This is a genomic window from Dolichospermum circinale AWQC131C (assembly GCF_000426905.1).
GTDB lineage: Bacteria > Cyanobacteriota > Cyanobacteriia > Cyanobacteriales > Nostocaceae > Dolichospermum > Dolichospermum circinale.
In genome coordinates this window covers 8,651-34,517 of sequence record NZ_KE384628.1, presented here as the reverse complement: position 1 = coordinate 34,517, position 25,867 = coordinate 8,651, and the positions used below count along the sequence as shown (strand labels likewise).

The window sequence follows — 25,867 nt, the reverse complement described above, 5'->3', positions numbered from 1 at the left end:
TCAGTTTTCGTTTCTAAATCACAAAAATTAATCACTCTGTAAGCGGGAGCATCCTTCGATGAAAGGATTTTGAAGATTTATGTTTAAATTTTGTTATGTGATTCAATAAAATTCTGACTCTTTACCATCTCCCCAAACGGCAAAAAACACCGATGACACCAACCATCAACCCACAACGCCAGAATTTTAAACCTCGTCCCACAATTAGGACACTCAGAGAGCAAAGTTAAATGATGATGCTGAGACTGATCTATAAAACTTACCCAAAACTATCTAAGTCTAGACACATCTGGACAGCGATCATCTTAGTGTTTATTTCCTGCTTCACTGTAGTCTCAAGATGACTCTTGAATTGTTGATGGGAGTTTAAGTTTTTCGCCTTCTTTTTGTTGGGCGGCTAAAATAATCCTTAATTTCAGCATTTGCCCAATTGTAGGCTTGTCTAGCTACTCCAGAAGCCTTGAGAAAAGCTGTAACTTGTTGGTTGTTTGGGATGAGCGCATTCTTGAAACTAAGTAACATTGTTCGACCTCCAATGCTTTGATTGCTATTTAATCTAAAATTAATCTAAAAAAGTACATTCCGGCAAGTTTGTCTACATCTGGCTAGAATTTAAGTGACATTTTCAAACCCCAATTCCTGAGCGCGTTCCTTCGAGGCTTTGACAGCTTCCATAACAGCAGAACGGAAGCTGGCCTTTTCCAACGCGCTAACACCAGCAATTGTCGTACCACCGGGGCTGGTAACTCTGTCTTTGAGTTCAGCGGGATGGATTTTGGTTTCTTGTAAAAGTTTAGCTGTTCCTAATACTGTTTGTATAGCTAGTTGTTGTGCCATTGCTCTATTTAAACCTACAGCAACACCACCATCAGCTAAAGCTTCAATCATCAATGCCACATAAGCAGGTCCACTCCCAGACAAGCCTGTAACTGCATTCATCAGGGTTTCGGGAACTTCCACCACTTCCCCCACAGCAGCAAAAATCTTTTCTGCTATTTGTTTATGACTAGCGTAAGTGTAAGCACCTAGAGAAATTGCCGTCATTCCCGCGCCTACTGTGGCGGGAGTGTTAGGCATAGAGCGAATTATGGGGAATTGGCTAAAGGCTGCTTCCAATTGTTTTAAATTTACACCCGCTAGTATAGAAATGATTACGGGTGAATTTTCTGCCGGGAGAATATGCGCTAATTCCTGCGCTACAGTAGTAAATATCTGGGGTTTGACTGCCAACATAACAGCTTCCTTTGCTTCCCCTAAAACCAGACTATTATCTGTAGTTACAGATATTCCATATTTTTGTTCTAAATAGCTGCGGCGTTCCCCCTGGGGTTCGCTGACTATAATTTCTGATGGTTGATAAGTACCAATTGTAATAAGGCGGGATAATAGGGCTTCTGCCATTACCCCGCCACCAATTAAGCCAAATTTTATATTCATTGTCATTAGTCACTAGCTAGTGGTCAATTCTTAATAGTTAATTATCCTTGTTTACGAAACGCTAGGGCGAATACAATTAATTGGGGATTTAAAACTATGGACTAATGACTAATTTAGCGCTACTGTGCCATCCGCGTGGGTTCATTTCCCCAAGCTGACGTTGGTGTAACAGGGGGACGGGCAGGACGGGCTTGGTTAATAGGTACTTCATGTACTAAACCGCCTTGGGTGCTAACTTGTACGCAACTGGGGGTAAATAAGAAGATGCTTTCGCCAATTCGCTCTTGATGTCCGTCTAAGGCATAAGTACCACCGGCAACAAAGTCAACTGCCCGTTGAGCTTGATCAGGGTCCATAATGGTCAAGTTTAATACTACTGATTTGCGTTCGCGTAAGGCCTGAATTGCCTGAGGCATTTCTTCAAATGTCCGAGGTTCTAAAACTAGAACTTCAGATATTCCATTAATTGCGCCCGGCATACCAATAACATTACTCATAGGCTTGGATACTGTTGGTGCTATTTCATCTGTGGTTGCAGGTGGATTTTCTCGCCAACGTCGAGGAGGAGCAGTTTCCTGTGGGGTGGGCTGAGGATTGGGTTGTTGATAGACATTCTGATAATTATCGCCGGCATCGGCTTCTTCTTCGTAGTATTCGTATTCTACCTGCTCATTCAAACCGACAAAATCCCTGAGTTTAGAAAATATATTGGCCATGTTGTACACTCCCGGATGAAAATTACCCTAATTTTTCTGGCTATAAGTTGCATTTCGGCGGCTTGTAGCCAGTATTCATAACTATAGTAGATGCTTGACTTATAAATTGTACTACTTACTTTATTCTTTAGTACAAATGATCAATTATCAACATTATTCATGTTAATGCCCGTACATTAACGAATCCATAACAACAAGTTAAGATTATAGCCTAATGATAATTAAAAATAAAGGTGGTCAGACCCCTTTTGCAATTCAGCATTATTTATGAGATTATTTTATTTTTTGACAATTCTGGCGACTTTCAGCGGCTAGGAGTAAAATCCTTAATTAGGCCTTTGTGATCAAAATTAGTATCTGATTTAATTGCATACCGCTATATCAATAGCTGAGAGTATAGATTCTCGAAGGATTGTCAATCTGTTCTGGATCACCACAGCTACAGCGTTATCTACGAACGTTGACCAAACAGTATTGTACCTAATCTTACCATGGTTGCCCCTGCTTGCACCGCCAATTGGTAATCTCCAGACATACCCATTGATAACTGCTGCATTGTAATATTTGACCAATTTTGTGATCCGATGGTTCGCGCTAGTTCGTATGTACTATTAAACACATTCAAGATTTCTTCAGATTCCAACCCTAGAGGCGGAATTGTCATCAAACCTTGAATTTGTAAATTTTGACATTGATTGAGTGCTTCCAAGTCAGCAAATAATTCTGGAATCATCCAACCAGATTTATTCGCATCGGGGAGAATTTTTACTTGTAAGCATACCTTTGGGGTCACTCCCAATTCTTGCGCTAGAGTATTTAAGCGTTGTGCTAGTGCTAAGTTATCTACGGAGTGAATCCACTGAAATAGTTCTAAGGCTTTTTTAGCCTTATTACTTTGTAGATGTCCTATAAAGTGCCAGGTAATATCCGATAAATCTTGTAACTCGGCTTGTTTACTGGCAGCTTCTTGGATGCGACTTTCGGCAAAATCACGAATTCCTGCGGTGTATGCTTGCCGCATAAATTCAGTAGATACTCTTTTTGTGACAGCAATCAACCTCACTGTAGGGGGTAGTGAGGGGCGAATATTAGCAAGGCGATCGCTAATGGAATTAGTCATTGGAACGTGCGCTGGAAAACACCTTGAAGTTGATCATACTCTTGGGAGTTACCACTACGGCGCAAAATACGTAAACGGTTTTCCAGCATCATTCTAGCTTCAGTGCGGCCAATGGGCTGAAATTTCAGGACTTTAAGTTCACTTGTTACCAGAAAAAATAAGCGTTGGGCATAGAGTGTGGTAAACAGATCCTGGTTCTCATCAACCATACTGATCCTATAAAGCAAACCCCAAGTTGGATGATTTAGGTAAGTTTCTGAGTTTTCTGGATTCATTTCCTAGTCAAGGTTGGGAGTATATAGGGTGTTTTGCAATTAACTAACATTCAGAGGATAGTACGTCCCTTCCGCCAAAATTTTCGTTGACAATGGGAAAATAACTATTGTATTACAATTTCCCACAGCTAACAATACTTTTTTGTATTGGATCATAACCTAAGTTGATGCGGTATTGCCATGGCTGCCTCCATCGTGCCACAATTCTCCCTTAATGGCGCAAAGATGGACATTTATCCAGCCGGCATATAGCAGGAGTCGGGAGAAAGAAAGAAAAAAGGAGAAATAAATTTTTATCCTGCTTCCCAGTCCCCTAGCTTTTTCCTGTCACCGATTTTTCAGAGAAGGAAAATTTTTACCGCCTAATTCAATTTGTCCAGTCACACAGCCCGCTTTTAACCTAGTTATTAAATACTCTAAATCATCGGCAATAAAATTTGTACCATGATCTGGTTCTACCAAGCTAATTAATTTGACATTATTAATTATTTGATTACCTAAATTAGCAATTCCTAAAAAGTTTAAAACTCCTGATTCATAAGTTCCACAAGGTACAGCAGGATTATTCATCCCCACACAGTATTCATTTTCTTGAAACCAATCAAAATCAGGATAACCATGAAAGTGAACTATGGGCGCACCATTTTTAATTAATTCTGGTGTGTATAAAGCCGCTGCTAGACTAATAGCTAACATGACATAGATATCATAGGAAGGTTTAATATCTGCGTTTTTTGATTGATTTCCTAATGGTAATTGTAGATGTAATTTGTCTTTTAAACCAATACGAAGAATATCAGAATCAATATTTAAAGCTGTTTTATTTGCGCCAGACCGAGAACTAACTAGCCAAATATCAGGTATTTGTTTAAATCTATTTTTTGCGTTGATATTTAGTTTTAGATAACGTCTACCTTGTTGATTTTGACGAAGTTCATAACTACTAAATCCGGGTACAGGTAATAGATTTTCCCATGCGTCAATAGTGATTTCTGGTTCACCTACATAATTAGGAGGTTCAGCATAAGCTACAAAACCGTAAGATACTCCTGTTCTGCCATTAACGATAACATTGACAATATCTCTATGGGATTTTCTTTTAATAACTTGGTCTAATTTAAACCCCGCTGGAAACAAACCTGTAGATCCTAATTCTTCACCCATTTTTACCAATTTATGAGCATATTTTGATAAATGAGGATTATATTCTCCCAGTTGAAAATGGTTAATCAATAAAGGAGTAATAGGGACAAATATTTTAGGAATAAGCGATTTTAAGGCAAAATCTTCAACTTCATCCTGATCAAAGTTAGAATCTGAGAGATTCATATTTAGAATAGAAAATTTTTCATGGGATATACCAATGACAATTTCTGAAAAAGTTTTCACTAGTGTATTTATCCCCATGGGGATTTTTTCTGTATAAGGTGTAGTTGGGTTAACAAATTTATCATTTATATCAGTCAAGATTACCACTTGTGTATTTGTAGGATCTTCCACATATTTAGCTGCGTGATCTTCAGCCCAACTACTCAATTTAGCAATTTGTACAACAGACATTTGTTGTTTTTCTTTTAGCCATCTATAAGATAATTTATACCAACTTTCAGCGATAATTATGCCTAATTTTCTTAACCATGAATTTGGTCTTTCCACGTCCACAATAGCATTAATATCTGCTCTAACTACCTGCATTTTTAAAGATTGATTCCAGTTAATAATAGGGATTTTAATAGTATGTCGTAATTCCATTGTGGCTTCTTTCCAGGGAATTACTGTCACACCATGCTTTTGCAAGTAGAAAATTAATTGTTGACGAAATCTAATAATAGCTTTATTTTGATAATAATCAGGCAAAGGTCTAAAAGTAACCTTCAAGTTTTCAGCCATGAATTTAGGATTAATAATTGGAGGTTGGTATCCAATAGGTGATTCTCCAGAAAAACCACCAATTAACTTACCAATAGTTGGTAAACTAATTCCTTGAATTAAAGTTTGATTAGTATAGTTATCTGTAACATTCATTTCCTGAATTAATGCTAAAATATCTGCTTTATATCTAGCTATTTCCAATTGTATTTCTGGAGTAATTACACCTTGGGGAGAACGAATATTAAGTTTGCTATTTTCTGCCCAAAATAATACACCTTTTTGAGTGAGTTTGGCTAAAATTTCTGCTGCATTCATAACAAAATTTCTCGTATTTAAAAACAACAATTTAGAAAAGAGGACACCTGGCTGATAGGATTTTCCTAATCTAGCGAAGTGTCCCAATAATCAAGGAGGAAAAACTAGATTGTCAGTAATTAAACAGAATATGTAGAGGTTATATCTGGATAATTTCTGACTGTAAATTTTCTAATTCTTCAGATAGTCTGATGGAAAGTTCTTCAATGGTGGGATAATACCAAAGGTGAATAAGAGATAATTTGCATCCCAAAAACTGTTCGGACTTACTAGCGATAATTATGGTTTGTGCTGAGTCTAAGCCGTAACTATCTAAAGGTTGACGAATATCTATTTCTTCTGGGTTGACTGCCAATAAAGACGAAATTTCGGAAACTAACCAAGCTTGTATTTTAGCTGTATTATCTTGGTTTTTAAATAGATAAGTGGATAAATTATTATTCATTTTATTATCCATTTATGCACCTCCTATTATTGACAAATGAGAGGAGATTTTCATCATATCTGATATACAATCATCTACAATTTTTTCCATAGTTTGACGATTAATTGCAGGTTGAGAAAACACAAAATTTAAGGTCATTTTTTCCTGAAAAGTAGCAGCATGAACAATAAACATTCCTGCATATAAAGCATGAGAACCAACAAAACTGATTTCCTCTAGTTCTAATTCACCATAAACACGGGGAATATTGACTTTACCAACATTAGAAACTGAGATTGTAGCAGATACTTGATTGGGGAAGAGCAAAGAAAAATTTATCAGGTGTTTAGCGAGAAATATCATGTTAAATATCTCTCCTTGATTTATTTTTTTATTTAAATCATTTTTGATTTTCCGTGCTAATTCCCAAATAGATATATTATTCTTAATTCTATAAAATCCCATCAAAGATGTTGCTAAAACTGTCATATTTTCTGCATTAATTCTAGGTTTTAACCTTTGTCTCAAATCAATATATGATAAACAACTAACTTTAATATAATCTTCATAGCTTTTATTAATTTGTTTGGAGACTGTTAACATTAGTGTCGCACATAAAGCACTTTGTACTGTAGTATTTTCTTGTCTGCATTTTTGAATAAACTTTTGGCTTGATTCTTCGCTAAGTTGTCTATGAATGATTTGACAAGCACGCTGAGAAATGGGAACATAGTTTTCTACTTTTAATGTTTTTGGAGGATTCAAATATTTTTGAAGTGCGATATTTAATAATAAAGCAATTCTAGATAGTTTGTTTTTAAAACTATTTGTCCATGCAGGTAATAGTTTTTCAATGGGTGGAATATGTTCTAAAGTATTAACTACTGGAATAGATTGACCTTCAGTGATTTCTTGACAATAGGTTAAAATTTCTGAGTGAAGTTGGATGCTTGATAACCCGTCAGTAATAGCATGATGTGTAGTTGTAATCAGATAATTGATATTTGGCTGATTTAATACTTTTACAAGTACAACTCTTAGCAGATATTTACTACTATCAATTACTTGATTCATTTCTGCATTAACGACTGCTTCCCATTCCTGAATTTCTACAATATTAACAAGTCTTAAAGGAAGTTTTCCTGTAACTGCGGACTGAAAATAGTAGGAATTTTCAGAATTAATTATGTGAGAATTAAGGACAGGATGACGATATTGAATAATATCTAAAGACTGTCTAAGAACTGTTGCTTGAATATTTCCCTGAATACGACTAATAGTAACTAAGTTCCATGTTTTAGCTCGTTGATTCAGGATTTCCATTGTTTGTTCTAGCTGTCCCAATTTCCTATTTATAGCCATATTTATCACCTTGTAGTTGGTAGTGAGGGATTTATCCCTCATTTATAGCACTAAAGAGCTAACTACAAACTTGGTTGTTTATTTAAGTTAGATACTGGATGATATTGACTAAATTCTTCTGGTATTTGTAAACCTTGAATTTTCAAATTTTGAATGCGATATAAATAAGCAGCACCCGTCATAATTTGATCGGCTATATCAACTACTTGACGATTATTAATATCTGCTAAATAAGAACCACGCACCCAATTATTAAAACTTCCCATTGCTGGTCCACACCAAATTTGATAGTCAATTTCTCGACCTTTTTCTCCAGTATTAGACCACCGAGAAGATAGTCCTAAATACCAGCGAAATATTAATGCCATTTTTACTTTAGGATTATTAGCTGCTTTGCTTAATTTTTCAGGGTGATGTTGAGATAAATAAGTAGATGTTTCTTGCCAAATTTCGGAAATTATTTTTCGCAGAATTTGTTTTTCTAATTTTTCTATTTCATCTGAGGGAATTTCTGCAATTGAATTATAGTTTTTGTATAATTCCCATAGTTTTTGAGCGCGGAGGGGAAAGAGAGTTCCTTTTTTAAGAACTTGTAATTTTACTCCCATTTCAAACATATCAGCCGCTGGAGCCATCATTACATCGGTCATTTCTGCTTCAGCTAATAACTTTTTTGTATATTCAGAAGTACCAGCTTCAATACATGATTGATTAATAGAACCGGTGACAATATAAGCAGCACCCATCATTAAAGCTGCTAATGCTGATTGGGGTGTGGAAATACCACCAGCTACACCAATTCTTACGGGTTTTTCATAATTATATTGACGCTGAATTTCATCTCTTAATTCTAAGATAGAAGGTAATAAACAAATCAAAGGACGATTATCTGTATGTCCTCCTGAATCTGCTTCTACAGTAATATCATCAGCCATAGGAATTTTAGCCGCCAGATTAGCTTGTAATTCGCTAATTAATCCTTGTTCAACTAATTGTTTCAGAATTTTTGTAGGTGCAGGTTTGAGGAACTTAGTAGCAACTTCTCGACGGGAAATTTTGGCGATAATTTTATTGTTGATTTCAATTTCATTAGCTGAATTTAAACTTAGTCCAGCAGACCGATAGTAAACTATATTATCACTCAAATCTAAGAATGCAGAGGCTTCAATTATTCTGATTTGATGCTGTAAATACAAATCAATTAAACGACCTTCGATAGCAGGTTCACTGGGACTATGAAGTAAGTTAAAAGCATAGGATTTGTTATGTAAAACTTGTTTAATTTTATGAATTGCTGTTTCTACACGATTAGGAGATAAACCCCCTGCACCAAAGGAACTTAAAATGTTAGCTTTTCCCAAAGCAATTACCATTTCTTCTGATGCAATACCCTGAGCCATTGCACCAGTCATATATGCGTATTTTACGCCATAAAACTCTAGAAAGCTTGGATCACCTAATTGATGAAATCCGATAGCAGGAACAGTTAAAAGCATTTCTAATTGCTTAGTTTTACCATTAGCACTATAGGATAAACTTCCTACATTACTAATACCAATTTGTCCTTCTTTATTGAGAATATAACAAGGATAATCTAAATTCATCAGTTTATTTTTAATATTTTCCGCATCGAAAGATACAGTATTTAAATCGCCTTGCCATCTTTGATAATTGTTGTTCATTGAGGGAGAAAATTTGAGTCTTTGATGATATTTGTTCAACATACTTTCGATTAACTTGAATATTAGGTTTTAAAAACACAGATGAACGCAGATAAACGCGGATAAATTAATGGATTTTATAATTCTGTGCAGCCTAAAATCTAATTGATATTAGAGTCCTATTTCAAATTAAAAAAATCTATATTTTTATTTTTCTTTTCTTGTTTGTATGACCATTTTTTTGTATAAATCTAATTGCTGCTGAAGAAATATGCTAAGTTCTTGAAGCGATGTTTGTCGAGATTGTAATAAAAAGCTGTGTGCTTTAGCCAAACGCAGATTATTATCATTTAAACCTTGATAATTAGGGAGAGATTTAATACTGCGTTCATAATTAAATAAGGAAGTATCTGGCAAGGATGATTGATTTTTGTAAGCAATTTCTTGTTCAAATTTGATATTGGGTAAAGAATATAAAGGTGATAAGTCTAACTCAACTCGATGACTAAATAGTTTAGCTAATGCTTTAATAATAGAGGTGTGATCATCTGCACCTCTTTTATTTAGAGATACAGTTAGATGTTCTTGATGTTTGAGAATTTCGCTAATCCAACGGCTACAGTTACTACCAACACCGACTTCAATAAAGATTCTGATATGATCATTATAAACATGATTAACTAAGCGAGGAAAATCAAGTTGTTGGCAGAGGGTTTTGGCGATATTTTTACCAATTAAATGACTATCAATTTTTATGGGTGAATATTCAGCAGCAGAATAGAAAATTGTGTTTGAATCTGTTTGAGTTGGTAGGGTATTAACTTTAACTAATTCATCATATTCAGATTGCATTGGTTCACAATGAATTACATGATTAATTGATGTAGGAAAAGCGTCACATTTTAAAGTTTCAATCACTCTTCGACAAGCCTGAGTTTCACCGGCAATAACTACTTCTTCTGGTGTATTAATTAAAGGTATATAAACTCGTTGTTCATTTTTTAAAATGTTTTTTACTTGAGAATATGCACAGATCAAAATGTAGCTACTCCACAATTCTTCGCCTTTATTTTCATCAATTAAAGGTAATCCCCAATGTTGACGAACTGCATTTTTAGGACCTGATAGCCGGGTTTTAAATAAGGGTGATGAGTGCAAATAATCACTGGTACTTTTAAAGCTGGTCCAGATACCTTGGGCTAACATCATACTGGTTTCACCAAGGCTATATCCGAAAGCATAAGGTGATTGAATCTGGAAATATTTTTTTAAAATTGCTGTCATTAATCCAGCGAAACCAACTTCTGATTCCAGCATAGAAACTGGATCATTTATTAATGTTTGTTCTATAGTTTCTAGTTGTCTTTTTGATAGTTTATTAATGCTACGAGGATAGAGAATTTTTTCAATGTTAGCGACTCGATTATAAACACTTTTAATGACAATATCATTATGTAATTGGGGAAAAAGACGGAAAATATTTCTGCCTATTCCTATATAAGAAGTAAAAGAACCAGGATAAACAAAGGCAACATGACCTTTTTTTCCTTGGGGATTAATTGTAAAATAACTACCAAGGGGAGTTTGCCAATCTTTACCAGTATTGAAAGCAATATTTACTCCCTGAATTGCCCTTTCAATTTCTCGTTTTAATTCCTCTGGATGTCGTGATAGAATTGCTAAAGCATAGGTTGATTTTTGATATCGCTGATATTTTTGGAAATAATTACTAGCCAGTTGAGATAGGCAAGAAATACCTGTAATATTTTCTTGAAGTGCGGTAATTTGTGCTAATAAAGAAGCAGGATCATCTCCGGCAATAGTAAATAAATAATAAGGCATTTGTTCCAAATATTTACTATTACGTTCTATCTGGCTGATTTCTTCTGACAAAATTAAATGTCCATAAGTATTATCTTGATTATCTTGATTATCTTCTTCCGTAATATTTACCGCAGCTATTCTTTTAGTCGTATCAGATTCTAAAAACCAAGGTTTTGATTCTACTGCTACATAAAAAGGGCTTCCCTGCCAAATTTCTGGCTGTTTAGGATTTGACCAGTGGGGAACACCAGGAATATAACGATGATATAGACAAAGCGCAGTTTTGATCAGACTAAATATACCAGCAGTGGCTTGTGTATTGCCAATATTTGCTTTAACGCTACCCATAGCACAACTGAGATTTTCTTTTCCTGTCTGATAAGCTGATATTAAACCTTGAATTTCTGCTGTATCTGCGTTAGAAATCCCACTAGCAACAACTTCTAAATAACCAATATCTGCGGCTTTAATCTCTGCTATTTGAAACGCTTCCTGACAAACTTGAGTAACAATTTCTGGGTGATTTGGAGAATGTTTCACTACACTCAAACCATCAATAACTGCATAGATACGATGATTTTGTTGTTTAGCTGTTTCATGTAATTGAAATACAACTGCGGCTACACCTGCTGTTTTAATTATATCTTTCGCATTTTCATCATAACTAAAAGTATATACACCTCCATTAACTTCCCTTGGGTAATTTCTATCTATTCCCACAATTAAAACAGCTTCAAATTGTTGATTAGTTAATAATTGTTGACTCATATATAAAGCTGATAAAAGGGATTTTTCTACCGACAAAAATCCTACTTCCGCACAAATATAATTAGCTAAAGTAGAATTTTCTAAAGAAGAAATAATAATTAATCCTATTTTTGTTTCCGGTTTAATTTGAGCATCTTTAAGAGCAGAATTGATCACTTCTCGAGTTAATGGACTTTGCTGATCATCTGAAGATATAACTGCATCTTGCTTAGTTTCATAAATCAGTCTTTCAAATTTATTTAATGTTGATGAATTACTAACAAAACAATCCATACCGACAATTGCTAACTTGGGATTTTGTGCAATTAATTCCATGATCATTCTCCAGATTTTAGAATTTAATTCTCTGCGTGAAAAGTATCTAATATTTTGCTATTTGTCTAGGTAAAATTGTTCCTTTTGCACCAATCATGCGATTATAAATTTGTCCTTGACGATTATAGGTAATCACATCTGTAATTACCGAAGATTCTGTTTTTGATTTCACCTCACAAGTAACATAAAATGTTTCACCAAAAGGCACTTTTGCAAATTGTTCAAAGTTGTTAATTTCTGATGGTAAACAGCCAACTTGATGAAAATGTTGAGTCCAAATCCAGAGAGAATGAATCTGGACATCTGCTATATAGGGATTAAATGTTTTAACTAGAAATTGTCCTTGTTCTCTTACCGTTGGTTCTGATAAAAAGCATTCAATTGTTATCTGACTAAGACTAGTATTTAAAACTGATTTTACACCTTGAAAAGTGACTCCATGAAATAAGCTAGAAGCATTTACTTGATACAATTCTTGATGATTTTTGAGTAGATTTTGATCATGATTAAAGTTTAGGTTTTCATAATTTGGAACTGGAGGAATTTCTCGTTTGAGAATTAAATTCGTGCTAAAATGATAACGGATTTTTTTATCTGGCGTTTGACTACTAATTTTAGCAGCAAGTTCTATTTGTTGATTTTCATGTTTCGCAAGTTCTTGAATTTCTAAAACATATTCATTTGCTAAAGTTTCATCAAAAACTATGCCCTTTAAAACTTTGAAATCTGAAGCAATAAAAGCTGTAAAACCGGGATATATTTGTTCACAAGCATTTGTCATCCATGACAAACCACAGGTAGCAGGAAGTACAGGAAAACCAGCGATAATATGATCCTGTAAAAATGGGTTTTCCGCTAATGTTAATTGGCGTTTAATGCGATAGTTTTTTAAATCATTAGATAAGGTCAACGGAACATAAAATAAAGGACTGCCAATCACTAATTGAACTGTATTTTGATCAGGGTTTGTTAATTCGTCAATTAATATTTGTGTTCCTGTTTCTATGGGAATTACCTCAATTTCTCTTTCCGCAAAGGCTTTTTTTAATTCTGGTGATACCATACCACTTTCCCAAGGTCCCCAGTTGATAGCCATGACATGACAATTAGGGTAATTATGTTTAATTAAATGGGCAGATTTGTTGAGTATTTCATTGGCTATGGCATAATCTGATTGTCCCACATTGCCATAAAATCCGACTACGGAAGAGAACAAAACTAAATATTGTAATTGACTCGCTGGTACACATCTTAAAAGATTTTCTAAACCTTGAATTTTAGCTGCATAAACATTTTCAAAATCCTGAATTGATTTCTTTTCAATGCGTTTATCAGCTAAGTTTCCTGCACCATGAATAATACCAGTTATCGCCCCAAAACGTTCAATTACATCTGCCAATTTTGATTCTAATAATACTTTATCGGTAATATCTATACTCAGATATTCCGCTTGTCCTCCTGCTTTTTGAATAGCTTTGAGAGTATTTTGAATTTCTCGCTGTGAGGAAATAAGTTGATACTTTTTTTGTACCATTATTGGTGTGGGCTTTTCTCCTTGGGCTTGGAAATTTTCTAAAATTCGCTGTTTTAATTCCGCTTCATTTTCACAATTTTCTGCCCAAACTGGTTCAGGTTCTGTGCTGGAACGCCCCAAAAGAATAAATTTACATTGATATTTTTGAGCAATTTTAATTACACATTGGGCTGTGATTCCTTTTGCACCACCACTTACTAAAAATACTTGATCTTTGGTAATTTCTTTAGGAGAATTGGTGGTTACTAATGGGGTGAAATCTGCAATTAAGTTAACTCTACCTTTGCTGCTATAGCCTACTTCTTGAATTAACAAATTTGAATCATGAATTTCGGCGAGAATATGTTTAACAGATGTTTCTAAATCTAACTCTGGATTTAGGTCAATAGAACGACAAAATACATTTTCCCATTCTTGATTAAGACTCTTAGTAAGTCCAAATAATCCTCCTGCAATAGCACTAAATTTATTGGTTTCTCCTAATCCAAATTCACCATCTAAATACGCCACGTTAATAAAACAACTGCGTCCTAATTTTGCAGCTTCATTTAGTGGTTCTTTCAGATATTTAGCGATTAAAAAAACGTGGCGAAGAATAGATTTATCTACGTCTAATGGTGTTAACGGGTGAAGGTGAATAAATGCAGCTACAGTACCATAATTATCATGAATTTGTTTTAACTGTTGTTGTAAAGTGTCTTCATTCCAATCATTTAAAACTACTCTATTGATTCCTTGATTAACATTTGATTCGATACCAGGAAAACTTAAAATCACTGTTTTCCAGCCTTTATCTGTCAAACTTTTTGCTAATCTCTCGGTAATAAAAGAACCATTATCAGTTATTAATGCAATATGGTTATCAGCAAGAGAAAATTCTAAACTGTCAGGTGCGGAAAGTTGTTGTAGTTTTGCAATACTACGGCGGATATTTGGCTGAGGTGTGGTTTTTGTTATCTCTACTATTTCTTCAGTTAATAACTTAGTAATTTTCTGGGCTTGCTGCTGCATATAACTAGCAATTTCGCCCAAATTTCTCAATTCTCCAATTTCTTCAGGGTTGGGTTTAGGTAAGTCGGGATATAGTTCTAATAAACTTCCTAAAATTTCTACTTTTTTGATGGAATCAATTCCCAAATCTGCTTCTATATCCATTGACAGTTCTAACATTTCTAACGGATAACCTGTTTTTTCACTGACTATGTTTAATAGGGTTTGACTCAGGGTGGCTTTATCTATGTTAATTGGGATTTTGGGAACTACGGTAATAGTTTTCTCTGCGTTATTGATGAATGGGATGATTTTTTCCTCACCCAGAGGCGCGGAGTCGCTGAGTATTTGAGGGTGATTTACATGATTAATAGCTGCTTTTTCTGAGGTTAGTAAATGAAAATGTTCTTGGAAAAGTTGAAAATAGTTTTGGGTATATTCCTGTTGATATTTGAGGTATTTTTCATGAATACGCAGAGTATCACCTTGATGATCATGAAATCGCATCATGTTACGTTCAGAACTGGAAATTATTAATTCTAGAATTTTAGCTTGATGTTCTGTAGTTTCACTATTTTCTAATAATGAATACTGTTGTTGCATTAATTGAGAAAAGGTTTTTGTGTATTCTGTTTGGCTGTGCAATGACTGTTCATGAATGTGAATAATATCCCGTTGTTGTTGACTAAATTCTGTGATGAAATTTCCTAAGATATCAATAACTTTTTCATAATTTTGGGGCTGAATTTCTGCTTCTTCTAATTTTTCATTAAATGAAGTTACAGGCTTTTCGTTAACTGTTGGTTGAGGTGATACAAAGCTGATCTGAGAACCATTTTCTAAAGCTTTTGCAAAGGCTTTTTGAGTTTTTTCGGTAATATTTGTACTGTTTAATCTCACGTTCAAAACTTTTTGTTGAGGAACTTCAGTAATTTTATTTGGGACTTGGTAGGGGTCTATGTTTTGCAAATATAATCCAGCTACTTGCAATTGAACTATAGCTTGTCGGAGAATTTTATCACTATCTTGAGTATGATTTGCATTTACAGCTATCGCTATGTGGGGTTTATCACTCAAAATCTCCTTCACTAAATTAGTCAGGACATTTTTGGGACCAAATTCTACAAAACAATAACCACCAGCAGCATAAATGTTTTCAATTTCCTGCTGAAATAATACCTGATTTAACAATTGTTCCTTGAGAATCTTTTGGATAGCGTGGGGTTCTTGGGGATAACATTCACCCGTGATATTTGTATAAACGGGAATTTGGGGTTCGTTGAAATTTACTTTTTCAACAGCTTGGGCAAAAGGTTTTTGAGCATGAGATACTAATGGTGTATGAAATCCTGCGGAAACTCGTAATAAAAAAGTAGAAAATCCTTGATTTTTGAGAATTTCTTGTACTTGATTAATTTCATTTTTCTTCCCAGCTAATACTACTTGTTTCTGAGAATTTCTATTAGCAATAACTACTTGGGGGAAGTTTTTGATTACTTCCATTATTTGACTAATATCTCCTTTAACAGCTAACATTCCTCCCGCATCAAAATTAGGATTTACAGGTGCAGCCATGGCTTGTCCTCTGGCTTTTGCTAAGAACAAATAATCCTCTTCACTTAATACGCCCGCAACCCACAAAGCTGTTAATTCACCGAAACTATGACCGGCAACAAAATTAGGTTTAAATCCAGCTTGTTGCAATATTTTATATAATCCCGCACTAAACACACCAATTGCAGGTTGTGCATATTCAGTTTTATGCAATGTTTCTAACTGGATTTGCTTTTGTGCTTTATCAATAACTGGTGGTGGAAATACTACTGTTGATAAAGGTTGTAAACCATCTTCACACAACAGACTATCTATATGCGTATATGTTTGCCGCAAACAAGGAAAATTCATTACCAACTCCCGCCCCATTTCTAAGTATTGTGAACCTTGTCCAGAAAACAAAGCCACCACTTTACCCGTCATATCTATCCCCGTTTGACGGTAGTAAATCCCTTGAGGATGTTCCCATGATTGGGCTTCAGGCTTCTGTTTTAGCCCTTCAATCGCAATTTCCAGTAATTCCTTCCCTTGGGCTAAATCATTGGCTACAAAGCCAATTCTGGCGTAATTAAGGGGAATCTTCCCAAGTTGAGAATCAGTAACTAATTGTTGATAGTATTTTTCTTTACTCTCACTCTGTAGTTGTTGGTGGATTTGCTGACAATGAGATAACAAGGCTGAAGCTGTAGGGGCAAATATTAGCAAGGATTGTGGAGTATGGTGTAAACGGTACGGGTGATGATGTTCATGTTCATATTCTTCTAAAACAACGTGATAATTTGTACCACCGAATCCAAAGGCACTGACTCCAGCCCTTCTCGGTTGGGTAGGATGACTTACCCAAGGTCTCGTCTCCGTATTTAAGTAGAATGGTGAGTTTTCAATGTTCAGTTTAGGATGGGGCTTACTGATATTAATTGTCGCTGGTAAAACTTTATGGTGTAACGCCAAAGCCGCTTTGATTAGACTAGCTGCACCAGCGGCAGCTTTAGTATGTCCAATTTGTGATTTAACAGTTCCTAAAGCGATATGCTGTTTTTTGGGGTTATTTTCACTAAAAACGGTGGTAATTGAGCTAAATTCTGTAGGGTCTCCTACCATCGTTCCTGTACCATGAGCTTCAATCAGACCTATACTGGTAGGGGATATTTCTGCTTCTATATATGCACGACGTAAAGCATTTATTTGTCCTTCGGGACGAGGAGCATAGATACTTTTATACTTACCATCACTAGAACTGCCAACACCTTTAATAACTGCATAAATGCGATCACAATCTCGTTGAGCATCTTCTAAACGCTTGATTACCAGCATCCCCACGCCTTCGCCTAACATCATTCCATCAGCATCAGCATCAAAAGGCTTCACCTTATCCCCAGGGGAAACAGCGGGGGTTTTGCTAAAGCACATATAGGCGAAAATAGAATTATCAGTATCCACACCGCCAGTTATCATCATGTCGGCGCGATATTCTGTTAATTCGCTAATAGCCATTCTTAATGCACCTAATGAACTCGCACAGGCTGCATCTACTACGCAATTCATCCCGCCTAAATTTAAACGGTTAGCAATACGTCCAGAAATGACATTAGCTAACATTCCAGGGAAGGCATTTTCTTCCCATTCTACATATCCACTTTTGATTTTTTCAATAATTTTCTGGCTATCTTCCTCTGATAAACCACTATTTTTAAGAACCTTTTTCCAAAGTGGATCTTGTAATCTTGCACCCAAAGGAACAGCCAATTGTCTACCAATTGCTACTCCTAATATTACTCCTGTTCGTTCATGATTAAATTGACGAGATGCACCATAACCAGCATCTTCCATTGCCTCTTTTGCCACTACCAAACCGAGTAACTGTGAAATATCTGTCACCTCTAAAATATTAGGAGGTAAGCCAAATTCCATGGGATTAAAATCAATATCTGGCAGAAAACCACCCCGTTTACAATAGGTTTTATCTTGGGCTTTGGGGTCAGGATCATAATAATCATCTATATGCCAACGAGAAGGGGGAACATCAGTAATACAATCCACTTTCTGAATAATATTTTGCCAGTATTCCTGTAAATTCTTCGCTTGGGGAAAGATAGAAGCCATACCAATAATTGCTATGTTAGTAGTTCGCAATTTGGTATTAATTTCACCTTTCATCTTTGTGGTATTAGGCATATCTTTTTTCACCTTTATCATCTTGAGTACAGACCTTTCACAGGTACTAATTTCAGATTGTAACCGTGCGAAAGCAGCTTCAAATGTGGAAGCAGCCATAATCATATTTCACTCTTTTGATCGGGCATTCAGTTAATAGAAGGTTTTTAAAATTTAGTTAATTTCAGAAGATATGACTTTCATTTATTTAGGCATATCCAGCCTATTGATTTTCATCTTTAAAAGTGGTGACAACCCTATTACAACTCATTAGCAACTTACGTGCAACTTTAAAAAAGTCTTGCAAATGTAAAATTGATAGAGATGTCAGATAAATATCTTAGCTTATCCAATACAGTCATTATTATCTAAGTTTTAGCCATTGTGACCAAAGTTGCATATAGATTTCATATCTCTTTAATATAAACAAGGCAGCCGATTTAAAATCGTATTTTGAACATCAAGAGTTCTAGATACCTGATTGATAAAAGAAGTCAGGTATCTTGAGGAATTGTATTTATTGCTAAATTCTGTATTTTTACATCTATCGTCAGAAATATATTTTCCTGACTGTAAAATTTGTCACCATAAAATATATCTTAGGAATTAAAAAATATTTTTCAATTTATTTAAGTCCAAACTTTGAGATAATAAAAATTAAGAATAAGTCAAGAATTTAAAACTTGCAATTTTTACAAAGTTCATATATTGCGATAATTATCGTTTTATGAAACAACTTGTTGCATATAGGTTGAAATTCTTAAAAAATTAGTTTATTCTATATGATTAAATCAGGGAAATTAAAACAATGTTTTAGCATCAACTCAGACAGTTCAACTTGATTATAACATTTGGCTTCTGCAATATTGAACTTACAAAAACTATAAGGGCTTGCTGGCATGAGACTATCTGAATTAGATCCACTCATCCCGCTGAATGAGTTACGAGAAGATCTCCTCAAATTACCAAAAGGTTACTCATTTTATGAAGATGAATTAGTTGATTTTTTATCACGAAGAAGATGGCCTGAAAGCAATCGTCGAATTGATAGAACAACATTTTGGCGGTGGCGTAATGACAACGCTATTGAACATCAAAAAATCTTTAGTCGTTTGGATCTTCTCAAACTGTGTCAAATTTGTGATCATTACCGAGTAGACGGAACACGCAGCGAATACTTGGCAATTATGCGGAAGAAAAAAGAGAAAGAGGTAGTTCTAAATAAATAAAAATCCTGATATTGGTAATTGGTATTATTAGGAATAATATTTGATATTTGATATTTGCATATAATGGCTAAAATTTTTCAAATATTACTTATGATTCCTGCAAAAACTAATTACCAATTACCTGTCAAAATTTTGATCTTTAATTAGTTAAGTATTTTATATAATCATCAAGTCTTAAAAAATAAGCAAGATTTTGATTAATAGTATTTTGCTGGATATTATATTAGACCCAAGGTTATCAAGAGATGCTATCAAGTGTAATGTCTTTTCTGTCTCTTATTTAGAGTCATAAATTGTCATGTTTCCTAATTTAAAAGACAAAATTATGCTACACAAAGAAAAGCACTCATTAATAAAACCTGTAGGTTTATGTCCGATAATATTGGCGAGTTCTGGAGTTATAGCTACTGGTGTAATATCTATTTATGGCCTTTCATATTTTCATTTTCAGAAAACTTCAAAATCAGCCTCTACCATATCTTCTGTTACCCCTAATTTAATCCCTACTATTACCGCTGTTGCTGCTTTAGGACGTTTAGAACCCCAAGGAGAAGTAATTCGTCTCTCAGCACCTAATTCTCAAACAGGGATAAGAGTTAATCAACTCCTAGTTAAAAAAGGAGAAAAAATTCGTCAAGGACAAGTAGTAGCAATTCTTGATAATTATATTCCTAATATTGCAGCTTTAGAAAAAGCAAAAAGACAAGTAGAAGTTAGTCGAGCAAACCTTCAGCAAGTAAAAGCAGGTGCAAAATTGGGTGATATTTTTGCTCAAAAAGCTGCAATTTCCCGTTTAGAAGCTGAATTACGAGGATCATTTTTCACACAAAAAGCCACAATTGCTCGTTTAAAAGCTGAATTAAAAAATTCAGAAACCGAAAATAAAAGATATCAAAAATTATATCAAAATGGTGCTATTTCTGCTTCTGATGCAGATACTAAAAGATTACGCCGAGATACTGTCCAACAACAACTTAATGAGGCTAATGCTAGTTTAAAACGAACTATAGAAACTTTGCAAAAACAGTTAACTGAATCTAAAGCTAGACTCAATAGTATTGCAGAAATTCGCCCCACAGATGTACAAGTTGCCCAAGCAAATCTGCAAAGTGCTAAAGCATCTGTTCAACAAGCTCAAGCCGAGCTAAATTTAAGTTATATTCGTTCACCTATTAATGGCCAAGTGCTAAAAATTAATACCTGGCCAGGAGAAATTATTGATAATAAAGGCATATTAGAATTAGGACAAACGCAACAAATGTATGTAGTTGCAGAAGTTTATGAAACTGATATTACAAAAGTTCGTTTAGGTCAAACAGCAATAATTACAAGTGAAGCTTTTAGTGGCAAAATAAAGGGAACAGTTGCAGATATTGGTTTACAAGTTGGTAGACAAAATATCTTTAATGCTAATCCTGGTTCAAATACAGATAACAGAATAGTTGATGTAAAAATTCGCATTAATAACTTAGCAGATAATCAACGACTTTCTAATTTAACTAATTTACAGGTACAGGCTCTTATTCAAATGTCAGGAGTAGGTAATAATGAATAGCTAATAGGAGTAAAACATGATTCCAAATATACCTTTAGCTTGGCTGCAATTAGCAAAACAAAAAGTACGCTTTTTTGTAGCTTTAGCTGGTATTGCTTTTGTTGCTGTTTTAATGTTTATGCAAATTGGTTTTCAAGATGCTCTTTATGCTAGTGCTACTCAAGTACATAAAAATCTGGAGGGTGATTTGTTTTTAATTAGCTCCCAATACAAATCTTTGACTTCCACTCAAAGCTTTCCTCGTATTCGTTTATATCAGATATTGGGTTTTAATGGCATAGAATCAGTTGCACCTTTATATCTACAATTTGCTAAACTGAAAAACCCCATAAATGGCCGCAAATATCCTATTTATGTTCTGGGATTTGAACCTGTCAAATCTATCTTTAAACTACCGGAAATTGAACAACATTTTCAATTATTAAAAATTCCTGATCAAGTATTTTTTGATCGGGCTGCACGTCCAGAATTTGGACCAATTGCTGAATATTTTCAAAAGAATCAACCCATAACTATGGAAATATTTAGTTATTTGGCTACTGTTGGTTATAAAGTTAAAGTTAGTGGTTTATTTAGTCTTGGTCCTTCCTTTGGTGTAGATGGTAATTTAATTGTTAGTTCTTCTACTTTTTTTAAAATCTTTTCAGAACATGGTGCAAATGAAGTAGATATAGGCTTAATTCATCTGCAAGCAAATGTTAATCCTCGGACAATTTTAGCAACTTTAAGTAAAAGTTTACCTAGTGATGTCATCATCATGAATCGTCAAGAATTTATTGATTTTGAAAAAAGCTATTGGACATTAAGAACACCGATTGGATTTGTATTTAATTTGATGGTAATGATGGCTTTTGTAGTCGGTGTAATTGTTGTTTATCAAATTCTTTATAGTAATATATCTACTCATTTCGTCCAATTTGCTACACTCAAAGCTATGGGATTTAGAAATAAATATCTTTTAAATGTTGTATTTCAACAAGCTTTGATTTTAGCTGTCTTGGGTTATATCCCCGGTTTTGCTATTTCTCTAGGGTTATATGATATTGCTAAAGATGCAACTAAATTACCAATTGTTATGGATTTTAGTAAGGGATTATTAGTCTTTACTTCTGTAATTTTTATGTGTTTAACTTCTGGTTTCTTTTCTACTAATAAACTTCGGAAGGTAGATCCAGCGGAAATTTTTAATTAACTAATAATCTCGCTAATAATGCAATATTTACCTGGTAACAATATTTTGGAAATCACTAATCTTCATCATTACTTTGGTCATGGTAAATTAATTACTCAAACTTTGTTTGATATTAATTTGACTATCAAAGCTGGAGAAATTGTGATTATGACTGGACCTTCTGGTTCAGGAAAAACTACTTTATTAACATTAATTGGTGGTTTACGTTCTGTACAAGCGGGGAGCTTAAAATTCAATGGTCAGGAATTATTAGGCGCTAGTAAGGAAGATTTAGTACAAGTTCGTCGTCAAATTGGCTATATTTTTCAAGCCCATAATTTACTAGATTTCCTCACAGCTATGCAAAATGTCCAAATGTCTTTGGAATTACACCATAATATTTCTCAATGGGAATCTTATATCCAGTCAGAAACAATGCTCAATGCTGTGAACTTGGGAGATAGAATTAATTATTATCCCTCTGATCTTTCCGGGGGACAAAAACAACGGGTAGCTATTGCTCGCGCTTTGGTTAGTCGTCCTAAGTTAGTATTAGCTGATGAACCTACGGCTGCTTTAGATAGTAAATCAGGACGAGATGTGGTTAATTTGATGCAGCAATTAGCCAAAGAACAAGATTGTACGATTTTAATTGTTACTCATGACAACCGAATTTTAGATATTGCTGATAGAATCATTACTATGGAAGATGGTCATTTAATGCAGCAAATCAGGAATATATAGATCCCTGACTTTTTTAATCAGTCGGGAATGTCGTTATTTAATTAAGATAATAAACTAGCCGAATTGACATCTAAAAATAAACTAGCTTGAGGTTGTTGACGCAAAATAGAAGCTGGACAATTTGTGATAATATCTCCTGTTAACATGATTTTAACTATCCTTGATTTTCTGCTATCTGGTGCTAAACAAATTATTTTTTTAGCAGCACAAATCATGGGAATAGTTACAGTAAATGCGTATTGGGGAACATCTGCTAAATTCGCAAAATATCCTGTATTCACTTGTTGTTGACGGTTAACATCATCTAGTTTGACAAGTTTAACTTGAGCAGGATCTTGAAAATCTGCGACTGCTGGATCATTAAATGCTAAATGACCATTTTCCCCCAGACCTAAACAGCATAAATCTATGGGTTGATTTTCTAAAAGTTTACTATAGCGATCGCATTCGGCTACTGGTTGTAATGTATCTCCTTCAATATAATAAAATCTTTGAGGATTGACCTTTTTTTCTACCCGTTCCCGCAAATAATGACGAAAACTTCCAGGATGATCTGATGTAATCCCCAAATATTCATCTAAATGGAATAAAATTACCCGTGACCAATCTATTCCCCCTAAAGCTATTAAAGCATCTAAAAATCGAATTTGGGAATTACCTGTAGCTAATAAAATAGTAACTTGATTTTGTTGATCAAGGAGATTTTGTAAATACTGCTGTGTGATTTTAGCCACACTTTTAGACATGGCTATTGCAGAACTGTAAATTTGTACCAATAGATGATCAACATAAAAAGATTTTGTAGGTTCTATCATTGACTTATTACCAATAACCAATATCTCATTATAAAAAAAAGACAGGCTTTTTGCCTGTCCCATAACAAATAATTCAGAATCAGGAATCATCTCAGTCGAAATAAATAAAACTTTAGATTCTCATCTTCTGACTCCTCAATTCTTGAATTTAGAAATTCATTTCCGCAGCTTGGACTTTTTCTACTTGTTTCTTCTTGAGAACTAGCATTACTTGTGCTAACATCACCAAACAAATAAAAGCAACTAACCATGCAACTCTGGAGGAATCTTGTAAGACGATTTCTGCATCTTTTTGTCCGAAACCACCAACGTTAGGGTTATTAGTCAAAGCGTCACCAGTGTTAACTGCTTGTCCTTGGGCAACAATTAATTCTGGTCCAACGGGAATTGTATCGGTAACAACATCACCAGCAGCAGTTGTGATACTAATTACATTCTTAACGTTACCGTCCTCATCTTCTGTTTGAGCGATTTTGCTAATTGTACCCGTAGCAGAAGCGTTGAATAAGTTATTATTGCTCTTTTCACCGGTGGGGTAAACTTGTCCACGGCCACGATTACCGCCTACATGAACAGCGTATTTGCCAAAGTGAATATTTTTGTCTGTAGCGGGGTTAGGAGAAAGAACAGGGAAAACGATTTCTTGATATTCTTCACCGGGTAATGGTCCGACAATGACAACATTTTCCTTATCGTCAGTGTAAGGGGTGAAAGTCATATCACCCACTTCTGCCTTCATTTCTTCAGGAATGCGGTCTTCTGGCGCAATCTTGAAGCCTTGAGGCAACATTAACACAGCCCCAACATTTAAGCCAACCTTAGAACCATCCGCGCCTACTTGTTGCACGCTGGTATCATAGGGAATTTTGACAACCGCTTTAAATACGGTATCAGGAAGTACAGATTGAGGAACTTCTATCTCCGTATTTTTAGCTGCTAAGTGACAGTTAGCACAAACAATCCGCCCTGTTGGTTCGCGGGGAGTTTCAGGAGCGGTTTCCTGGGCCCAGAAGGGATAAGCAGCAGCAGTTTGTGGTCGGGTTATATCGCTAGTGAAGAAAAAAGTCACAGTAGCGATCGCTATTAGCAATGTATTAACCATCACTTTAGCGGTGCGAGTTAATCTCGCTGGTGTAAGGGCATTTCTCATCTCTATAAAGTCATTTGTCAGTGGTTAGCGGTCATTGGTCGGTGGTCATTGGTCATTGGTCAAGAGTTGATGAAAATCCCTTTTCTTCTTGACTGGAGACTAATAACTTTTGCACTATGTATTTAAGCCCACCAAGCGGCATCCCCAGTACGGAAGTCAGTTTCCGTCCAAGGAGTTAACAGAACTTTGTCTTCTTCAACTGCTGCATGAGCTAGGGCTAAAGATTTTGGTGCAGGACCGCGAATCACCTTACCAGTAGCGTCATACTGTGAACCATGACAAGGACATTTGAACTTGTTTTCAGCCACATTCCAGGGGACAACACAACCCAAGTGGGTACAAATAGCATTAATTCCGTAGTCAGCGATCGCTTCTTTACTTTGAACTACAATGTAGGTAGGATCTCCCTTGAGTCCCTGTACCAAAGCGCGGTCTCCCACATTATGACTATTCAAAAATTGACTGACTGAAACATCGTTACCCAATTCGTTCTTAGCCACTGTACCGCCGCCAGCGCCACCACTAGCAGGGGGGATGAAGTAGTTAACAACAGGATATAATGCACCTAATGCTACTCCGGTAACAGTCCCGAAAGTGAGCAGGTTCATAAATTGACGACGACCCATATCGGGTACATCATTGATTTCAGAAAATTGAGCCATAATCTACGCGCTGTTTGTGTAATTTATTAACCATTTCGACAAGAGTACCAGCACTGGAGTAATTCTTGTCTGCATCGAACTAATAACGCCCGCAGCGATGCTGTACCTGTTTGTGCAAGACTCAAGTGAGCATCTTTTCTGTTAGCATTACATTTCTTTATATCCTTATCATACTGGACTCACGGAACTTAACATCATAACTAAATGTAAAATCTAAATA

General features: G+C 35.2%; 18 protein-coding genes. 4 read left to right on the top strand and 14 right to left on the bottom strand.

Going from position 1 to position 25,867, the window contains the following annotated elements; all coding sequences use genetic code 11:
• Positions 1–366 precede the first annotated feature (366 nt).
• From ACIR131C_RS24730 to ACIR131C_RS0115870, 11 genes are all read right to left on the bottom strand, one after another.
• Complete coding sequence (locus ACIR131C_RS24730; protein WP_231395476.1) at positions 367–522, bottom strand: helix-turn-helix domain-containing protein; 156 nt, start codon at positions 520–522, stop codon at positions 367–369.
• A 90-nt stretch (positions 523–612) separates the two neighbouring features.
• A complete protein-coding gene (proC, locus tag ACIR131C_RS0115915; RefSeq protein WP_028091005.1) occupies positions 613–1,437 on the bottom strand; it encodes a pyrroline-5-carboxylate reductase in 825 nt (274 codons plus the stop codon).
• 119 nt (positions 1,438–1,556) lie between these two features.
• Positions 1,557–2,153: a cell division protein SepF gene (locus ACIR131C_RS0115910; RefSeq protein ID WP_028091004.1), complete on the bottom strand. Its 597-nt coding sequence runs from the start codon at positions 2,151–2,153 to the stop codon at positions 1,557–1,559.
• A 451-nt stretch (positions 2,154–2,604) separates the two neighbouring features.
• The gene (locus tag ACIR131C_RS0115905; RefSeq protein WP_028091003.1) at positions 2,605–3,273 is read right to left on the bottom strand and encodes a YggS family pyridoxal phosphate-dependent enzyme; all 669 of its coding nucleotides are present in this window, start codon (positions 3,271–3,273) and stop codon (positions 2,605–2,607) included.
• On the bottom strand, positions 3,270–3,548 hold the full coding sequence (gene pipX / locus ACIR131C_RS0115900) for a transcriptional coactivator PipX (RefSeq protein ID WP_028082939.1): 279 nt from the start codon (positions 3,546–3,548) through the stop codon (positions 3,270–3,272). Before pipX ends, ACIR131C_RS0115905 begins: the two co-directional genes overlap by 4 nt.
• Before the next feature lie 327 nt (positions 3,549–3,875).
• The gene (locus ACIR131C_RS0115895; protein ID WP_028091002.1) at positions 3,876–5,735 is read right to left on the bottom strand and encodes a TubC N-terminal docking domain-related protein; all 1,860 of its coding nucleotides are present in this window, start codon (positions 5,733–5,735) and stop codon (positions 3,876–3,878) included.
• A 139-nt stretch (positions 5,736–5,874) separates the two neighbouring features.
• Positions 5,875–6,180: an acyl carrier protein gene (locus tag ACIR131C_RS0115890; RefSeq protein ID WP_028091001.1), complete on the bottom strand. Its 306-nt coding sequence runs from the start codon at positions 6,178–6,180 to the stop codon at positions 5,875–5,877.
• Positions 6,181–6,192: 12 nt separating this feature from the next.
• Entirely contained in the window at positions 6,193–7,521 is a 1,329-nt protein-coding gene (locus ACIR131C_RS0115885) for a phthiocerol/phthiodiolone dimycocerosyl transferase family protein (RefSeq protein ID WP_028091000.1), read from the bottom strand.
• 62 nt (positions 7,522–7,583) lie between these two features.
• Entirely contained in the window at positions 7,584–9,245 is a 1,662-nt protein-coding gene (locus ACIR131C_RS0115880) for a PfaD family polyunsaturated fatty acid/polyketide biosynthesis protein (RefSeq protein ID WP_028090999.1), read from the bottom strand.
• 144 nt (positions 9,246–9,389) lie between these two features.
• A complete protein-coding gene (locus ACIR131C_RS0115875) occupies positions 9,390–12,089 on the bottom strand; it encodes a PfaB family protein (RefSeq protein WP_035372250.1) in 2,700 nt (899 codons plus the stop codon).
• 46 nt (positions 12,090–12,135) lie between these two features.
• Positions 12,136–18,441 (bottom strand): type I polyketide synthase, encoded by a 6,306-nt coding sequence (locus ACIR131C_RS0115870; RefSeq protein ID WP_028090997.1) that lies wholly within the window; start codon positions 18,439–18,441, stop codon positions 12,136–12,138.
• A 779-nt stretch (positions 18,442–19,220) separates the two neighbouring features.
• On the opposite strand from ACIR131C_RS0115870, the gene ACIR131C_RS0115865 reads away from it, so the two are divergent.
• The 4 genes from ACIR131C_RS0115865 (at position 19,221) to ACIR131C_RS0115845 (ending at position 23,020) form a co-directional block, all read left to right on the top strand.
• Positions 19,221–19,550, top strand: coding sequence for a hypothetical protein (locus ACIR131C_RS0115865; protein ID WP_028082946.1), 330 nt, complete (start codon positions 19,221–19,223; stop codon positions 19,548–19,550).
• A 325-nt stretch (positions 19,551–19,875) separates the two neighbouring features.
• A complete protein-coding gene (locus ACIR131C_RS0115855; protein ID WP_028090996.1) occupies positions 19,876–21,105 on the top strand; it encodes an ABC exporter membrane fusion protein in 1,230 nt (409 codons plus the stop codon).
• Positions 21,106–21,121: 16 nt separating this feature from the next.
• A complete protein-coding gene (gene devC / locus ACIR131C_RS0115850) occupies positions 21,122–22,297 on the top strand; it encodes an ABC transporter permease DevC (protein WP_028090995.1) in 1,176 nt (391 codons plus the stop codon).
• An 18-nt stretch (positions 22,298–22,315) separates the two neighbouring features.
• Entirely contained in the window at positions 22,316–23,020 is a 705-nt protein-coding gene (locus ACIR131C_RS0115845; RefSeq protein WP_028090994.1) for a DevA family ABC transporter ATP-binding protein, read from the top strand.
• A 41-nt stretch (positions 23,021–23,061) separates the two neighbouring features.
• Here the strand turns inward: ACIR131C_RS0115845 and ACIR131C_RS0115840 are convergent, their stop codons facing one another.
• The 3 genes from ACIR131C_RS0115840 to petC all read right to left on the bottom strand — a co-directional run bounded on the left by ACIR131C_RS0115840 (position 23,062) and on the right by petC (position 25,647).
• Entirely contained in the window at positions 23,062–23,835 is a 774-nt protein-coding gene (locus tag ACIR131C_RS0115840; protein WP_028090993.1) for a glucosamine-6-phosphate deaminase, read from the bottom strand.
• A 148-nt stretch (positions 23,836–23,983) separates the two neighbouring features.
• Entirely contained in the window at positions 23,984–24,985 is a 1,002-nt protein-coding gene (gene petA / locus ACIR131C_RS0115835; RefSeq protein ID WP_028090992.1) for a cytochrome f, read from the bottom strand.
• A gap of 122 nt (positions 24,986–25,107) precedes the next feature.
• On the bottom strand, positions 25,108–25,647 hold the full coding sequence (gene petC, locus ACIR131C_RS0115830; RefSeq protein ID WP_028082951.1) for a cytochrome b6-f complex iron-sulfur subunit: 540 nt from the start codon (positions 25,645–25,647) through the stop codon (positions 25,108–25,110).
• Between the last annotated feature and the right edge of the window lie 220 nt (positions 25,648–25,867).

What these genes read in the sequence shown, in the direction of transcription:
- ACIR131C_RS0115840 (WP_028090993.1), bottom strand. Translation starts at nt 23,835, where the DNA reads ATGATAGAACCTACAAAATCTTTTTATGTTGATCATCTATTGGTACAA.
- ACIR131C_RS0115855 (WP_028090996.1), top strand. Translation starts at nt 19,876, where the DNA reads ATGCTACACAAAGAAAAGCACTCATTAATAAAACCTGTAGGTTTATGT.
- ACIR131C_RS0115885 (WP_028091000.1), bottom strand. Translation starts at nt 7,521, where the DNA reads ATGGCTATAAATAGGAAATTGGGACAGCTAGAACAAACAATGGAAATC.
- ACIR131C_RS0115845 (WP_028090994.1), top strand. Translation starts at nt 22,316, where the DNA reads ATGCAATATTTACCTGGTAACAATATTTTGGAAATCACTAATCTTCAT.
- ACIR131C_RS24730 (WP_231395476.1), bottom strand. Translation starts at nt 522, where the DNA reads ATGTTACTTAGTTTCAAGAATGCGCTCATCCCAAACAACCAACAAGTT.
- ACIR131C_RS0115890 (WP_028091001.1), bottom strand. Translation starts at nt 6,180, where the DNA reads ATGAATAATAATTTATCCACTTATCTATTTAAAAACCAAGATAATACA.
- ACIR131C_RS0115895 (WP_028091002.1), bottom strand. Translation starts at nt 5,735, where the DNA reads ATGAATGCAGCAGAAATTTTAGCCAAACTCACTCAAAAAGGTGTATTA.
- proC (WP_028091005.1), bottom strand. Translation starts at nt 1,437, where the DNA reads ATGAATATAAAATTTGGCTTAATTGGTGGCGGGGTAATGGCAGAAGCC.
- ACIR131C_RS0115880 (WP_028090999.1), bottom strand. Translation starts at nt 9,245, where the DNA reads ATGTTGAACAAATATCATCAAAGACTCAAATTTTCTCCCTCAATGAAC.
- ACIR131C_RS0115910 (WP_028091004.1), bottom strand. Translation starts at nt 2,153, where the DNA reads ATGGCCAATATATTTTCTAAACTCAGGGATTTTGTCGGTTTGAATGAG.
- petC (WP_028082951.1), bottom strand. Translation starts at nt 25,647, where the DNA reads ATGGCTCAATTTTCTGAAATCAATGATGTACCCGATATGGGTCGTCGT.
- devC (WP_028090995.1), top strand. Translation starts at nt 21,122, where the DNA reads ATGATTCCAAATATACCTTTAGCTTGGCTGCAATTAGCAAAACAAAAA.
- petA (WP_028090992.1), bottom strand. Translation starts at nt 24,985, where the DNA reads ATGAGAAATGCCCTTACACCAGCGAGATTAACTCGCACCGCTAAAGTG.
- pipX (WP_028082939.1), bottom strand. Translation starts at nt 3,548, where the DNA reads ATGAATCCAGAAAACTCAGAAACTTACCTAAATCATCCAACTTGGGGT.
- ACIR131C_RS0115875 (WP_035372250.1), bottom strand. Translation starts at nt 12,089, where the DNA reads ATGGAATTAATTGCACAAAATCCCAAGTTAGCAATTGTCGGTATGGAT.
- ACIR131C_RS0115905 (WP_028091003.1), bottom strand. Translation starts at nt 3,273, where the DNA reads ATGACTAATTCCATTAGCGATCGCCTTGCTAATATTCGCCCCTCACTA.
- ACIR131C_RS0115870 (WP_028090997.1), bottom strand. Translation starts at nt 18,441, where the DNA reads ATGGCTGCTTCCACATTTGAAGCTGCTTTCGCACGGTTACAATCTGAA.
- ACIR131C_RS0115865 (WP_028082946.1), top strand. Translation starts at nt 19,221, where the DNA reads ATGAGACTATCTGAATTAGATCCACTCATCCCGCTGAATGAGTTACGA.